This is a genomic window from Eubacterium sp. ER2 (assembly GCF_000765215.1).
GTDB classification, from domain to species: Bacteria; Bacillota; Clostridia; order Lachnospirales; family Lachnospiraceae; genus Claveliimonas; species Claveliimonas intestinigallinarum.
The window spans coordinates 37464-52190 of sequence record NZ_JPJE01000030.1 but is presented as its reverse complement, the minus strand read 5'-3'; the positions used below and the strand labels follow the sequence as shown (position 1 = coordinate 52190).

General features: G+C 55.5%; 9 protein-coding genes. 1 reads left to right on the top strand and 8 read right to left on the bottom strand.

The genetic code is table 11. The annotated features are described in order from the left end of the window. Positions 1-122 precede the first annotated feature (122 nt). The 6 genes from NI21_RS0111220 to NI21_RS17065 all read right to left on the bottom strand — a co-directional run bounded on the left by NI21_RS0111220 (position 123) and on the right by NI21_RS17065 (position 10436). Positions 123-434, bottom strand: a complete 312-nt coding sequence (locus NI21_RS0111220) for a CD1845 family protein (protein WP_002578493.1) — start codon at positions 432-434, stop codon at positions 123-125. Then, positions 431-736, bottom strand: a complete 306-nt coding sequence (locus NI21_RS0111215; protein ID WP_002578492.1) for a hypothetical protein — start codon at positions 734-736, stop codon at positions 431-433. Before NI21_RS0111215 ends, NI21_RS0111220 begins: the two co-directional genes overlap by 4 nt. 152 nt (positions 737-888) lie before the next feature. Next, positions 889-1233 carry a plasmid mobilization relaxosome protein MobC gene (gene mobC / locus NI21_RS0111210; protein WP_002578491.1) on the bottom strand — a complete coding sequence of 115 codons (345 nt, stop codon included), beginning with the start codon at positions 1231-1233 and terminating at the stop codon, positions 889-891. Beyond that, entirely contained in the window at positions 1230-2036 is an 807-nt protein-coding gene (locus NI21_RS0111205) for a DUF3848 domain-containing protein (RefSeq protein ID WP_002578490.1), read from the bottom strand. The genes mobC and NI21_RS0111205 overlap by 4 nt, the downstream gene beginning before the upstream one ends. A 1-nt stretch (position 2037) precedes the next feature. Then, positions 2038-10026 (bottom strand): SNF2-related protein, encoded by a 7989-nt coding sequence (locus NI21_RS0111200; protein WP_242842850.1) that lies wholly within the window; start codon positions 10024-10026, stop codon positions 2038-2040. A gap of 53 nt (positions 10027-10079) precedes the next feature. After that, entirely contained in the window at positions 10080-10436 is a 357-nt protein-coding gene (locus NI21_RS17065) for a TnpV protein (RefSeq protein WP_072853158.1), read from the bottom strand. Between NI21_RS17065 and NI21_RS17060 the strand changes: the two genes are divergently transcribed. Beyond that, positions 10435-11238, top strand: a complete 804-nt coding sequence (locus NI21_RS17060; RefSeq protein ID WP_072853160.1) for a hypothetical protein — start codon at positions 10435-10437, stop codon at positions 11236-11238. The two genes, NI21_RS17065 and NI21_RS17060, sit on opposite strands and share 2 nt — an antisense overlap. A gap of 49 nt (positions 11239-11287) precedes the next feature. Here NI21_RS17060 and NI21_RS0111195 read toward each other — a convergent pair whose 3' ends face one another. Both NI21_RS0111195 and NI21_RS0111190 read right to left on the bottom strand, forming a co-directional pair. Beyond that, positions 11288-11503, bottom strand: coding sequence for a transposon-transfer assisting family protein (locus NI21_RS0111195; RefSeq protein ID WP_002588921.1), 216 nt, complete (start codon positions 11501-11503; stop codon positions 11288-11290). 1 nt (position 11504) lies between these two features. Continuing rightward, on the bottom strand, positions 11505-14726 hold the full coding sequence (locus NI21_RS0111190; protein WP_002588922.1) for a YodL domain-containing protein: 3222 nt from the start codon (positions 14724-14726) through the stop codon (positions 11505-11507). Position 14727: the final 1 nt, after the last annotated feature.

Genomic DNA, 14727 nt, shown 5'->3' with positions numbered 1-14727 from the left:
CCTTTATAAGAAAATATGGGAGTTGGCATTTTGGCAAAAAGAGTGGTGCTGGAGCTAGGGCTCCAGCACCACCTTTGTCTACAGTCTGAAACCTCCGACGAAATTCGTCGGAGGTTTTCATATTATCCATAAACCAAATCTTGAATGATAAACTTCAAGTCCTGTACCTTGCCCAGTAGCCAGATTGCAGCCATTGGCAAACCATAGGGACTAATGAGAAATGCTATCACCAGCAGGATAATGCCGTTTTGCAAGGAGTAAGTAATCAGAACTGCCACACCCAGCAGGGCAACCACCATGCTGATAAGCCCCAGCACCAAACCGGAGACATAGACAATCCCCACACAAATCCAGACGAACAGGGTCAGCGACAGAATCACCGGAGCCATTAAAATCTTCAACGGCAGTTTCAGAATGAACCAGATCGCCCTCATTTTTCTTCCTCCTTCCATCGTTCCCGAAAGCTCTGACAGAGAATTTCTGCCTGTCTTTCATCTTCTTCCGTCACTTCTCGGCATCCTTTGGTTAGCCGCAGTTCCTCATAGCTGCGATAATCAGATAACAGCACCTCGAATAGTTCGTCCGGTGTCCGGCTGAGAAGTCCATCCACACAGTAGCGGGAATCTCCATTCCATGTGACGCGGAGATAACCTTCTCGACAAGGGAGGACTTCTTCCTCTAGATCACAGTCCAAATACTCACGAAAAATCTCCAACACCTTCTCAAAGGTTTTCATCTATTCTCAACTCCTTTGCGGCAATCTGTTTTCTACCCATATTATCCTTCCAACATTTCAAAAAGACAAGGATATGGGCAAAAGAAAAAACGGAGGAAGGCGCGGCGAAAAGAACGCCGTTCCTCCCTCCGCAGTTGGGGCATATATCCCTGTTACGAAAGCCTGGAAAGCTGGGTTAGGATTTCTTTCACGCCCTCCCATAACTGCTCCTGCCGTTGGGCTATATCCTCCAGGTCAGCATCATAAATCCGCCCCGTTTCATGTACCCGTCGGGTGAGCTGGTTCAGGTTATTGCTGCTTCGGCGCAACAGGGATACCAGTTCCTTCAGCTCCGGCAAGTCCAGCTGTACCACATAGCCGTCCACAGCCATCTTCCGCAGATAGGCGCTCAGGTTTTTTGTTCCGAACTGTGCCATTTTCTGCTGGATCGCTTCCATCTCCGCATCGGAAACCCAAAACAGGACCGGCACATCCCGTTTACGCTTTTTGGCGCTCATCGTTCCGGCTCCTGTTTCTTCGATAAAGCAGGCTTGTGGGTGGTAGGCTCCTGTTTGAGCTTTTGCAAGACAGAGCCTTTCTCCGGTTCCTGAAGCGTTTTTCGTGCCTGCCGTGTAAACAGATCGGTCAGACCAAGATTGACCTCATCCACAACCAGATAAGCACAGTGGCGCGAAGTGCCGCTGTCCTCCGGCATGGGAATGGTCTTTGCCCAGGCTTTGTTGTCACGGGAAACGCGACCGTCGCTGTCCTTATGCTGGATGGTGTTGGCAAGGATGAACTGTACTCGTTCCGACCCGAACTTTTCCAGCACCGCCTTAACCGCAGACTCCGTATCCAGTCGGTTATCCGCATAGTGGGCGCTGATGGCGTGTTCAATGGCCTCTTTACAGTCAAAGTTTGCCTGATAAGAGCGGTTATATTGTGCCATCTCCCCATGCTGGGACGCATAGGCGGCAGAATGGAGATAGAGAGGGATGGACCGCTGTTCTTCCAAAACCTTACACACATCATCCGCTCGGTTTTCAATGCTGTCCCGGATCACATCCATGTAGCCGGTCTCCAGCTTCTCAAAGTGACGGTACACATCGGCCAGCGGTGTAGGCGAATCCAAAAGCGCCTGGGCCTGGGCATCGGTCAGCTCCAAGTCCTCCATCGCCATCACAATGTCCTCCCGGACGGTGTACTCATAGGTATGGTGCAGGATTTCCTCCGGGGGCTGGCTTTTCAGCCAGTCCCGGTATTTGTCCTGTTCAGCGGCCATCTTCTCATAAAGGGCCGTATTCAGATCGTTGGTATTCATGTTATCGCACCTCCTCATGTTGTTTCGGTTTCTTTTCAGGGCTACGGGGTGGCACCGGGCGCTTCAAGCTGTCCAGCACCGAAGGCCGTGCGCTCTTGGCAACCACAGTTTCCGGCTGGGCATGGCCCTTGCCGTCAATGTTCAGCAGCGTGTCCAGTTCCACCAGACGGGCGGACTTGACTCGCAGATCATCCTCAAAGGGAAACGGCTTTCCGATTTCCTCTTTGGCTGCGGCCTGCTGTTGGTAAAGGTTGTCCAGCTGGTTTTTCACGGCTTCCAAACGCTGAGGCATTTGAGCCAGTGCATTGTCGATACGGGTGAGGTTTCCGCGCGGGTCTGTGCCGAGGCTTGCCCGGTGGGTCATCTGGCCTTTCAACAGGAGCGTATATTCCTGTTTCCAAGCGGAAAACTCCACGGACATAGTAAAGCCCCGATAGCTGCCGATCTGCACCGGTTCGGAGCCTTTGACCTCCTTACAGGCGTCTAGCAAGGCTGCACCGGCGTTTTCTTTGTCAGTCAGCACATCGCCCCGGATCTCCATTCCAGCAAAGCCATCCTCCGGGTGAGGATGGGCGGCCAGGGTCTCCAGATCCGCTTCAAAGCCTTTAATAAACCCCTTGTTAGTTTCGATTTCCTGGGGGAAGTATTTGAGCAACTGATCCTCCAGGCGGTACTGCTTGCTCTGATGGTCAGCTTTCATCAGCTTCAGACGCGCAACCTCCACATCCAAATCCATGCGCTCCTTGATACGGGGGTCTCCGGCGCACAGGGCCTTGATCTCGGCAAAGGACAGCGCCGTTTCGTCCACATCATCGCAGGAGCGGACCGGGCTTTTGCTGGTCATGATTTGCGAAATGAATTTCTGTTTGTTCTCCACCGTCTGCCACAGGTAGGCATCGAAAGTTCCCTCGGTAACATAGCGGTACACATGGACCAGCGGATTCTGGTTGCCCTGGCGCTCGATACGGCCCTTGCGCTGGGCAAGGTCTCCCGGACGCCACGGACAATCCAGGTCATGGAGCGCCACAAGCCGGTCCTGCACATTGGTGCCAGCGCCCATTTTGGAGGTGCTGCCCAGCAGGACGCGCACCTGCCCAGTGCGAACCTTGGAAAACAGTTCTTTCTTCTGCACCTCGGTCTTGGCTTCGTGGATAAAAGCAATCTGCTCGGCGGGCATTCCCTGGGCGATGAGCTTCTGGCGGATGTCCTCATAGATGGTAAAGGCAGGCTCAGGCTCATCCAACGGCACAGCCTGTTCCAGCGCATGAAGTGTGGGATTATCCAGCTGTTTGGCTGCCTTTTTGGAGGGGGCTGCCTGGGGCGTGGAAATGTCGCAGAATACCAGCTGGGTCAGCTTGTCAGCCTCGCCGTCCCGCCAGATCTGCATGATATTACCCACACACTGATTGACCTTGGTGCCGGGTTCATCCGGCAGCAGCTGGTTGATGATACGCTGGTCCAGACCCAGCTTGCGGCCATCGCCGGTAATCTTGAGCATATTGTCCTCTGAGGGGTCAACGCTGCCGCTGTGTACCCTGGAGGCGCGCTCGGAGAGAACCTGCACCATCTCTTTTTGGTGTTCAGTAGGCTGGGCCACGATGTTGTGGTATTCCACCTCCGGGGTGGGCAAGTTCAGCTGATCGGCGGTTTTGATGTCGGCAACTTCACGGAACAAGTTCATCAGCTCCGGGAGGTTGAAAAACTTGCTGAATCTCGTTCTTGCCCGGTAGCCGGTGCCTTCCGGTGCCAGCTCCAGCGCCGTGACGGTTTCTCCGAAGCGGCTGGCCCAGCAGTCGAAGTGGGTCATGTTCAGCTCTTGCAGGCGGTCATACTGGAGATACCGCTGCATGGTGTAAAGTTCGGTCATGCTGTTCGATACGGGGGTGCCAGTGGCGAAAATCACACCACGGTTTCCGGTCAGTTCATCCATATAGCGACACTTTGCAAACATATCGCTGGACTTTTGGGCATCGCTTGTGGAGAGACCTGCCACATTCCGCATCTTGGTGTATAAAAACAGGTTTTTATAGTTATGCGCCTCATCGACGAACAGGCGGTCCACACCCAACTGCTCGAATGTTACCACATCGTCCTTGCGGCTCTCGGCCTGCAATTTCTCCAGCCGGGCTTCCAGGGACTTCTTGGTGCGTTCCAACTGCTTGACCGTGAAACGCTCACCGCCGCTGTACTTCACCTCGGCAATGCCCTCGGTGATCTCGTCGATCTGCTCCTGAAGGAGCCGTTCCTGACGCTCTCGGCTGATGGGGATTTTCTTAAACTGGCTGTGTCCCATGATGATGGCGTCATAATCGCCGGTGGCAATGCGGGCGCAGAACTTCTTGCGGTTGTGGGTCTCAAAGTCCTTTTTGGTGGTGACAAGAATGTTGGCGGAAGGATAGAGCCGCAGAAACTCCGACGCCCATTGTTCGGTCAGATGGTTCGGCACCACAAAGAGGGATTTCTGACACAAGCCCAGGCGCTTACTCTCCATGGCGGCAGCCACCATTTCAAAGGTTTTGCCAGCGCCTACCTCGTGTGCCAGCAGCGTATTGCCGCCGTACAGCACATGAGCGATAGCGTTTTTCTGGTGTTCCCGCAAGGTGATGGCCGGGTTCATACCACCGAAAGTAATGTGTCCGCCGTCGTATTCACGGGGACGGGTGGAGTTCATTTCCTCATTGTACTGGCGGACCAGAGCTTGGCGGCGGTCCGGGTCTTTCCAAATCCAGTCTTTGAAAGCGTCCCGGATCGCTTGCTGCTTTTGGGCGGCCAGGGTGGTCTCTTTGGCATTCAACACCCGGCGCTCTTTGCCGTCTGCATCCTCTATGGTGTCGTAGATACGGACATCCCGCAGGTTCAGGCTGTCCTCCAGAATCTTGTAGGCATTGGCACGGCTGGTTCCGTAGGTGGTATAGGCTGCCACATTGTTCTGGCTTACAGAGCTTTTGCCGGTGATCTGCCACTCAGCGGTGAAAGAAGAATAGTTGACCTCGATATTGCGCTGGAGATAAAACGGCGTGTCGAAGGTCTCATACATAAACTGCTGGATGTACTCTTTGTCGATCCAGGTAGCGCCCAGGCGCACCTCAATCTCCGACGCATCCAGGTCTTTGGGCTGGGCAGCGGTAAGGGCCTCCACATTGACTGCAAAGGAAGGGTCCTGCTGTGCGGCCCGCTGTGCCTGACGCAGCTTGCGCCGCACATTGCCGGACAGGTATTCGTCGGCTGTTACATAATGGGGAGTGCCGTCTTTCTCCAACTGCCCAGGTACACGGAAGATCACGCCTTTTAGCTCGGCGGCCAGTTCGTCGCCGGTCTTGCCGGTCAACTCCGCCATATACGCCATATCGACAAAGGCTTTTTCGGAAATTGATACGGCCAGAGCTTCACTTGCGGTATCCACAGTGTCCACCGCCTTGTGGGGCTTGATGGTGCGCTTGGTGAACATATCCGCCTTGCGCTCCAGCTTGCCGTCCTCGTCAATGACTTCCAGCGCGCAGAGCAGATAGTAGCTGGAATCATCAGCAAAGGCCAGCCGGTTCGCCCGGTCATTGATAAGACCATATTTTGCAGAGAAGCTGTCATAGAGCCGGTTCAGTTCGGCCTGTTTGTCCTGGATGGCGCTGTCCGGTGTGGCGGCGTCCATTTGCAGATCAATGAGCTGCTGGACACATTCTCGCAGACCCACCAGTCCTTTCACACGGGCTTCGGCGGTGGCATTCAGGTCAGGCCGTACCATACAGCTGTTTTCACGGTAATACACATCGCCGTCCACAACGGTGTAGGAGTAATTTTTCACATTGGGGTCAGCAGGGATAGAAGTGTCGATGGCTTCGCCCTCGCCCAGCTCCGGCAGCTCGGCCTCCTGGTAGGTGCCGCGAATGTACTTCACGGCATCATGCAGCTGATCGGCAAGCTCCAGCCCCTCGATGGGGTTCACGGTGTAGTCCATGCCGTGGGCGGTGCTTTCCGGTTCCTGTCGGCCCAGCACCATTTCCGGGTGGTCCAGGAAATAGCGGTTGATGGCAAAGCCGTCCTCGGTCTGCCCGGTCTGCGTCCACTCCGGCACGATGTCCAACGGACGGTCACGCTTTTGCAGGAAGATGATGTCCGAAACGACCTCGGCACCTGCGTTCTTTTTGAAAGCGTCATTGGGCAGACGGATGGCCCCCAGCAGTTCGGCGCGCTGAGCAAGATACCGGCGCACGGTGGAATCCTTGGCGTCCATCGTGTAGCGGCTGGTGACAAAGGCCACCACGCCACCGGGACGAACCTGATCCAGAGCCTTGGCGAAAAAGTAGTTGTGAATGCTGAAATTCAGCTTGTCATAGGCTTTATCCCGAACCTGATACTGGCCAAACGGTACATTACCCACCGCCAGATCGTAGAAATCCCGCCTGTCGGTGGTCTCAAACCCTGCCACGGTGATGTCGGCCTTGGGGTAGAGCTGCTGGGCAATACGCCCGCTGATGGAATCCAGCTCCACGCCGTAAAGACGGCTGTTTCGCATTTCCTCCGGCAGCATACCGAAGAAATTGCCTACACCACAGGACGGCTCCAGGATGTTGCCGGTCTCAAATCCCATGCGGCCCACAGCCTCGTAAATCGCTTTGATGACCGTAGGGCTGGTGTAGTGCGCGTTGAGGGTGGAACCTCTGGCAGCAGCGTATTCCTCCGGGGTCAGCAGTTCCTTCAGCTGGGCATATTCCTTGCTCCAGCTTTCCTTGTCGGGGTCAAAGGCATCGGCAAGGCCGCCCCAGCCCACATACCGAGAAAGGATTTTCTGCTGTTCCGGCGTTGCCTGCTCGGTGGTTTCCTCCAGGTATTTCAGCAGCTTGATTGCCTCGACATTGGCCTGGAACTTAGCCTTGGGGCCGCCTTCGCCCAGGTGATCGTCAGTGATACGGAAATTCTCGGCGGTGCGACGCAGATTGGCCTTGTATTCCTCATAAGAGGCTTCCTCGGCAGCTTTGACATTGGGGAAGGTCTGCCACTCGCCGTTTACCTGAATGGAAACGGGGTGTTCGTCCAGTACCTCATCCAGAGTCTTTTCCGGCTCGACAGCAGGCGTGGGCGGCTCCGGCTCATTGGTTCGCAGGGTCTGAACAACCACATCATAGGGCAGATTGTTCTTATCGCCCGGATAGACAGCCACAGTCTCGGCTTGGAAGGCCGGGGTTTCGGCAGCCGGTTCGGGGCGTTCCTGCTCAAAACCGTCCAACTGACGGGCATACATCCCGCGCAGCAAAGGCGCAACCTCGCTCCACTGGAAGAACAGCATGGCCAGACGCTTTTCATCTGCATCCAGCACTTCCAGCTCGATACCTTCCGGCATCGTGCGGTAATCGGCGGTCTCGCCGGTCTCCAGCTCCATCGTTTCCACGATGTTGGGATAGGCCCGGCTCAGCCACAAGGCTACCTCCTGGTTACTCTTGCCGTTGCGAAGAAGCTCGGAAAGCTCCGCCTTGTCCGCCTCACCAATCAGGCCATGGGCCAGCACATCCCGAAGGTCCTGGTCCACCGTATCCAGATTTGCAGGCAGGAATTCGGTATAGAAGTCGTTGCGGTTATCCTCCCGCAAAAGCTGCTCAAACCGTTCCCGGCTCTCAACCCGGTAGATGGGATAGCTCATGCCGGTGGGCAGCAGCTGCACCGTGTCATCCCGCAGCTCTGTGATCTGATGGGGCCGGTCATCCAGATAGACAATATCACCCACATTGTAAGGAGGAACCGCTGGATCGTAGGAGGTTCGCTCCCGGAGTGTGCCACGAGCCGCAGCGTATTCCTCATCTGAAACCAGAACACGCAAATTATGGGGAGAAGGCTGTTCCGGCTCATCTGCCGGGACGCTCTCTCTGGATATGGCCTCCACATCCGCCATAACACGCTGGATGAATGGGTCATTATCCAGTTTTTCCTCATCCACCAGTTCACCATTCACAATGCCGCGCTCGGCCAAAGCCTCCCGAATGGCGATGGGGTCGATGTTGTCGAACCGGTCCTGTTCCGCTTCGGTGTAGAACCGGTCCTCCTTGATAAGCTGAGCGATCCGGCGCTGTACCTTGGGCCAGGGCAGCACCGTTCCTTCGGGGCTTTCCGGGCGAACCGAAAACGGGGTTTTGCCATCGCCGCCGTCAAACTCATGGGCCAGCCATGCAGCGGTATCTTTTTCCCGCCCATGTTTCTCCATGTAACGGACAACGGCGTGTTTACTTTCGATTTTGCCGTTCCAGTCCTGGATAGCCTTGTCGATGTCATTGTCCGTGAGAGGGTGCAGCAGCTCATGGAGCTTGGGATAGGTCTCGTCGATGATTTCTCGATGAAGGCGCTGGCGGAACTCCGGTGTGTCGGAATAGAGGCGGAGCAGCTCCATGTTGCCAGATCCCAGGACAGCACGGCGAATAGCGGCATTGCCCTCGATCACGGCGTTCTCATGGTCACTGTGACCGCAGGCATTGCGATATGGCACATCTTCCATAACAGCGGCAAGTACAATGGGCTTGTATTGCTCATGCAGTTCTCGAATCGTAGGGGCTGCGGCTGCTTCGGTCTCCTGAAATACTCTGGTCCCGTCTGCGCCAAACTCCGCTTCCTGGGCATTGATGTGCTGTTCCGCCTCATGGTCGATAGAGGGCATGGAATACTCCTGCCGCTCCCTGCCGCCCTTCGGGACAGCGGAAATGGTCACATCATGCTTATCCCGCAGCTGTTCCACAACCTGCTCCAGCCGGTTTGCCGGAAAGCCGCACATTTCCACACGGCCACCGCCGGGGATAGCGCGGGTCGTGAGATTGAGGTCCAGTTCCGCAGCAGCAGTTTTGGCGTCCTCACCGTACAGCTCAAAAAAATCCCCCATTTGGTAGAGGATTATATCATCCGGGTGGCGCTCCTTGACGCCGTTGTATTCCCACACAGCCGGGTCCGGCTGCTGGGCTTGCAGGGCATCTTCTTCCGCCAGGGCCTTTTCTGCCTGGATTTTGTCATACTCCGCCTGTTCCTGTTCTGTGAGATAGCGTCCCTTCTGGATCAGGTCGGTAATCCGTTTGGCGACTTTCTCCCAGGTGAAATGCACATCCGGGCAGCCGTCTTTTTTGTAGTGCAGACCTTTTCCGTCGTGGCTTTCATCGCTTTTCATTGCACCGGACAGGGCATGGGAGTGACCGCCAATACCATACTTATGTTTGAGAAAATCCACCTTTTCCTTATCCGTATGGGGTTCCTGGAAAAAGGTGAAAACTCGGCCCTTACCGCCCTCAAATCCGCTGCCTCTGGTCATGGCGGCGTCGATCTCGTCCTCAGAGATAAACTGCTTGACCGAAGGTACTTCCGTCAACTGAGAGGTAAAGGTGGTGCGAGGCAAGGACAGATCTTGCAGGTTCTCCCAAATTTCTTTGGGTTTATGGTAGTGGAAGCGCAGCAAATCCCGATCCTGCTGGTAGGCCGTCCAGAAGGCAGCATATTCTTCCGCAAGGTTCTGGCGAAACTCCGGGCTTTTCAGCTGTTCGGTGAGCCATGCAGATTCCTCCGGGAAACCGCGCCCCGGATTGTTGGAAAGGATGGGCAGATACCCAGCTTCTCTGGCTTCCTCGCTGAAATCGTGGTACAGATTCCAGAACTTTTCCGCGAGGAGGGAGCGTTCATAGCCCGCAGCCTCAGCCAGCTCCACATTGGTGGCAAACTGGCCGTCCTGCAAAAGCTGGCCGATACGCTCAGCGGCACTCTCCCAGGAAATGACCTGGGCGGACTTATCGTAACGGGCAGTTTTGCCGTGGGAAAGATGGATTCCATCCTCGGCATACCATGCAGTGATGCTGCCAATCCCGTTGCCGCCATGGTACAGGGTTTTCAGGGTGTCTGCGATCTCGGTGGTGGACTTCTGCTCCTCAAAGGCCGCGACAATGCGCTCTCTCTGGCGATAGGTGTTGCCGCCCAGCCGCAGCACATGGTCGATGTCAGCCTGGGCAAAAGAAAAAGCAGAGGATGTTTTCACATTCTCTGCTTCATCTATGATTCTGATTTGTTCTGCTTCGGAGAGGAAGAAACTCAGCTGTGAATAAGCTCCGCCATCAGAATCTCCTCGGCCTGTGCTTTGCAGGTGTTCATCAGGCCCACCCAGCGCATCGGGTCGCTGGCTTTCAGCTGCTCCGTCGCGCCCGCGTCTTTCGCCAGCTGGGGCATCATCTGCTCCAGACGGCTCTGCGCTGTCTCGTCGATCTCGATGAGGTGCGGGTACAGCTTCTCGGTCAGCAGCAGCTGATTGTAAATCAGGGGCCGGTGTTCCTTCAGGTACGCTTTCCGCATCCTGCCGTACTTGCCCAGGGGCTTCTCCGGCTGTTCGGTCAGCTTCAGGTCGGGAATCTGATAATCTCCGTTCATCGTGTAAGTCAGGCTGTTCTCCATGTGTAACGCTCCTTTCCGCGAGTTGCTCGCGCTCATAGATCTGGATGGTGACGCCGATCTGCCGCAAAACCTGCTGGTTAATCTGGCTGACCGCCGCGCCCAACGCCCCAACCGTGGCCGGGGTATTGAAATCGAAAATCGGCATGAAGTCCTCATGCTGGAAATATTGTTCCGTATCCAGCCCACAGCGAGACATCAGGGCATAGGCGATACTGACGGTGGCGGCGGACTTAAATTGGACTTCGATGTTGTAATCATCGTACTCCGCCAGGAACGAACCGTCAACGATATAGCGGAAATCTCTCTGATGATCGTCCCAATACTCACTCGCCAGCTTTCCGGCTACATCCGTGAGCTGCTGGGCGAGATTGTCACCGGCAACGCCGTAGTTTTGCTCCAGCATGGCCGACACAGGCCCAATGTGCTGTTCTTCCAGCTGCCACAACCAGGGTGTACGGGAATGTTCACGGGTGCCGGTATCGGAAATATCGAACACATAGCGCAGGCGAAGCTTGTCGCCGGAATCGTCCACCAGGGCAATACCCTTGGAGCCACGGCGCACATACCGTCCCATTTTTTCATTCCACAGGTCATACTCGGCGCAGGCGGTGGCATCCGGGCGCTGGGCGTAAATCATCATTTGCTCGTGGAATGGGTATTTATAAAGGCGGGCGGCGGTGGTGAGAAAAGCCGTCCACTCCTTCCAGCTGCCTACAAGCTGGGTCGATACCTGTTCGGCCATCTGCCGGTAAAATTCAGCTTTGGATGGCATGGTTTTCTGTCCTCCCTTCATGTTGAATAGAAATGGGACGGCATATCAGGCCGTCCCATCAGGTCTTTATGTGTGTTTTTTACTCGTCGAAATCTGGGTACAGCTCCAGTTCGGCAAACTCGGTGTCGTTCATAGCTTGGAGTTTACCCAGGGCGCTGTCCGTCAGTTCCCGCAGCTCGGCTTCCTCCGGCGAAAGCTCACCGCGCATCTCCGTCAGAGCGTCGATCAGCCCGGTGCGGCTGCCGGTGTTGTAGATGCAAAGAAGGTTCGTTTCCTCAAAGGTGAAGTTGTTCATATCAAAGCTCCCTTTCCGCGCTCTTTTTTTGCGCTGTCTTTTTGTGTTCCGTCTTGGGCTGGCTTTTCAGCTGCTCCATTACGGACTTTTTCTTTTCCCGTTCCTCTCGATGGACGGCTGCTGCCAAGTCCATAAGAGAAATGGGCTGACCACTGCGGGCCTGTTGTTCCAGCTGGGCCACTGTCGGCTCCTTTGGGCCGTTATTGATGATACCGTCGATCATGCCGTAATCATCTTCCACCGTCATTTCCGCATTTCTCAGCGAATTTTCCGGCAAGAAACCTTGCACCTGGGTGAAACCAACACTGTCGCAGTAATGACAGGATACCTGACCATTCTGCTTGATGGCAACGATGTCACTGACGCTCATAGACGGGCTGTGAAAATCCACCGGCTTTTGCAGATTGAACTGCTCATACAGCCTTTCCAGCTGCTCCATAGTGCTGCCGGAACCGTCCAGAGGGGCGGTATAGATAAGGTCATAGTTACTCCGCTCTACGGACAGATTGTGCGATTGCAGCCAATCCAGATTCATAAAACGCACATTCTGCGGGTCATCCTTGCTCACCTGATAAATAGCAAAACAATTTCCCTCATGGGAAAGAAACGCCTGTTCCCGTTCCAACTGCCGATCCTGTCGTTCCAAAACTTTTTCGTGAAAGTCCGGGCTTTGCTCCCATTCCTCGCGGGACACAGCAAAGATACCGTCATGGGCGTCCAGGTCGGCAGTGTCAAAGGCCATTTCCGGGTTTTCACCCTCCTGGACGATATAAACGGTCAGGTCTCGCTCCATCAGCTCATAGGCTCGCTCTTTGGAGAGGGGCAGAAGGTCACCGTCCAGGTAGCCGCATTTCTCCAGATCATCCTGAGTCAGTGCCGGGTCCGGCATGGGATACTCGTCCAACGCCTGCTCCTGGGCATCCGGCAGCTGGGTGGCGGCAGCTTCTGTGGTCTGCTGGCTGACCTGTTCCTGCATCTGGTGGTAAGCCGCCTCCTGCAAAGTCTCGATCATGGACAGCGGCGCATACTTGATGGACTTGCCGCCCATCCCCAGGTCCTCGCAGATATGGCTAACCGCTGTGGAACGGCCCATATCCGGCCCGTCCAACTGGCCGCCGTCCATCTGCTTCATGGTTGCCACATCGTAGAGCGTGTAGTCCCAGCCGGTGTCGCAGGGCTGAACATGAAGGTAGCTGGTATCATCCAGCACCAACAGGGCCTCCCGGTACTCGGCGCTGGGCTGGACACTTTCGGTATTTTCCGGCTCGGTCAGCTGTTCCGGTTCAGTCATCGGCACCAGCTGATCCAAGCGTCCCATAAGCTCGGCAGCTTTTTGGGTGGTTTCATCCGGTTCATCCTCGTTCACGATATTCTGGAGCCATTCGCGTACACCGCTGGCATCTCCGCTTCGGAGTGTGGCAGTCAGTTCGTGCAGTGCGTCCTCACGGCTATCTGCATTGTTCCGATACTCATAAGGGTCATAATCGAAAGTGAACTGGTCGATGTCTGCTGCCAGCTGCTCGATAGAGTCCTGCTGCGGTTCCGTGGCGGCAGTCAGGTCAATGCCGCGCTCCTTGCAGATTTCCTTGTAGTTGCGCTCGATGTCGTTAATCAGCTCGCAGGAAGTCTTGTTGATGGTCTCCAGACTGGCCCGCAGCTCCTTCAGCTCCTTGTCCTTCGACCAGGAAGCGATGTAGCCAAAACTGTTCTCGCCGGTCTGGATGCCGAAATACTGGCAAACCGCATAAGAAATGCTCTCGGCCTCCACTTCCTCGGTGTTGCGGTTCTTGGCGGCCTGTTTCACCGCCGTCAGATCTTCCTCCACTTCCAACCGCCACTCAAACCGATTCTCGTCCACATAGCGCCAGCCTTCCTCGGCGGCGGCCTGTTCCGCCTCTGCTTCGGTGGCGAAGTCCAGACGGAAGTCATGCTTGGTGCCGCCCTCGCTCACCATCACGATCTTCCAGGTCGGCTCCGCTTCGTACTTTTTGGGGTCGTGGAGCTTACTGTGCGCGGTCTCATGGACAGCGGCGGAAACAGTCTGCACCTCGCTCATGCCTTCCCGGATGGCGATCCGCTGCTGGTCAGAGGAGAAATAGCCGTCCATGTTCTCGGCCATCGGCTCAAACTCGATGGGAACCGGAGCCGAGCGGCGCAGAGCTTCCATGAAAGCCTCATAGTGCGGCACCGTCCCGGACAGGCTGGAGGCCAGCTCTGGCAGGGGCTTTCCGTCCGTCTGGCTCACATCGAACACCTTCACCGGACGGAACATGGGGATTTCAATTTCTTTTTCCTCCATGACCGCCTTGCCATCCGCGTCCAGGATGGGTGCATGAGTATCCGGGTCGCGCTTCATTTCCTCGATCTTCTTTTTGTAGGGCGTGGGGGCAATGATGGTGATACCATGCTCACCCTTTTTCACATGGCGCTCAAACTGATTTTTCCACTTGTTGAACCCGGCCACCAGGGTGGCGTCCGGGCGCTGCATATAGATGAGCATGGTGTTGTTGACGGAGTAGCGGTGGAACTTGGACATGACGGACAGATAGCGCATATACTTCTCGCTCTCAAACAGTTCCTTGATACCCTGTTCAATGCCCGCTGTGATCTCTTGTAACCGTTCTCGATTGGTGGTCTTATCAGCCATGAATTTCACTCTCCTTTCCAATTTGGCTATTTCTGATTGATGTTCGGCAATCCACAGCTTTTGCTCCTCCGGGCTGTTCTCCAGAAAAAAATCCAGCAGATAGCCCACATAGTCCTTTTTCTGGATTGCCTCCATGAATCGGGGATGTGGATTTTCCTCCGGTGTTTTGGGTGTGTAGTCCGTTTCCCACTTGCGGAGCAAATGAAAGTAGTCGGCCAGGACACGAAAGGCATGGTCTCGGTCCTCCTTGAATTTCTGCGCCTCGGATTTCTGGCGGACATGGCGTCGCCGGGGAGGGGCCTGACTGTCATAAGCCAGGCCAAAATCCTGGGCCAGCTTCTCGGCGGCCTCTTTGGGGGACAGATTGTAGAGCCTCGCTGTGAAGTCAATCACATCGCCGGTGGCTCCGCAGCCAAAGCAATAAAAATATTCCTCGTTCAGCTTCATGCTGGGATTTTTGTCATCGTGGAAGGGACAACAGGCCATGCCGCTCCGGTTGACCTCGATTCCGTACATCTGCGCTGCTTCTCGGACGGTGATGGACTGCTTGACAGCCTCAAAGACACTTTCAGCCATG

Coding starts and splice junctions, on each gene's coding strand:
- NI21_RS0111220 (WP_002578493.1), bottom strand. CDS start 434: ATGAGGGCGATCTGGTTCATTCTGAAACTGCCGTTGAAGATTTTAATG.
- NI21_RS0111215 (WP_002578492.1), bottom strand. CDS start 736: ATGAAAACCTTTGAGAAGGTGTTGGAGATTTTTCGTGAGTATTTGGAC.
- mobC (WP_002578491.1), bottom strand. CDS start 1,233: ATGAGCGCCAAAAAGCGTAAACGGGATGTGCCGGTCCTGTTTTGGGTT.
- NI21_RS0111205 (WP_002578490.1), bottom strand. CDS start 2,036: ATGAATACCAACGATCTGAATACGGCCCTTTATGAGAAGATGGCCGCT.
- NI21_RS17060 (WP_072853160.1), top strand. CDS start 10,435: ATGTGTAACGCTCCTTTCCGCGAGTTGCTCGCGCTCATAGATCTGGAT.
- NI21_RS17065 (WP_072853158.1), bottom strand. CDS start 10,436: ATGGAGAACAGCCTGACTTACACGATGAACGGAGATTATCAGATTCCC.
- NI21_RS0111195 (WP_002588921.1), bottom strand. CDS start 11,503: ATGAACAACTTCACCTTTGAGGAAACGAACCTTCTTTGCATCTACAAC.
- NI21_RS0111190 (WP_002588922.1), bottom strand. CDS start 14,726: ATGGCTGAAAGTGTCTTTGAGGCTGTCAAGCAGTCCATCACCGTCCGA.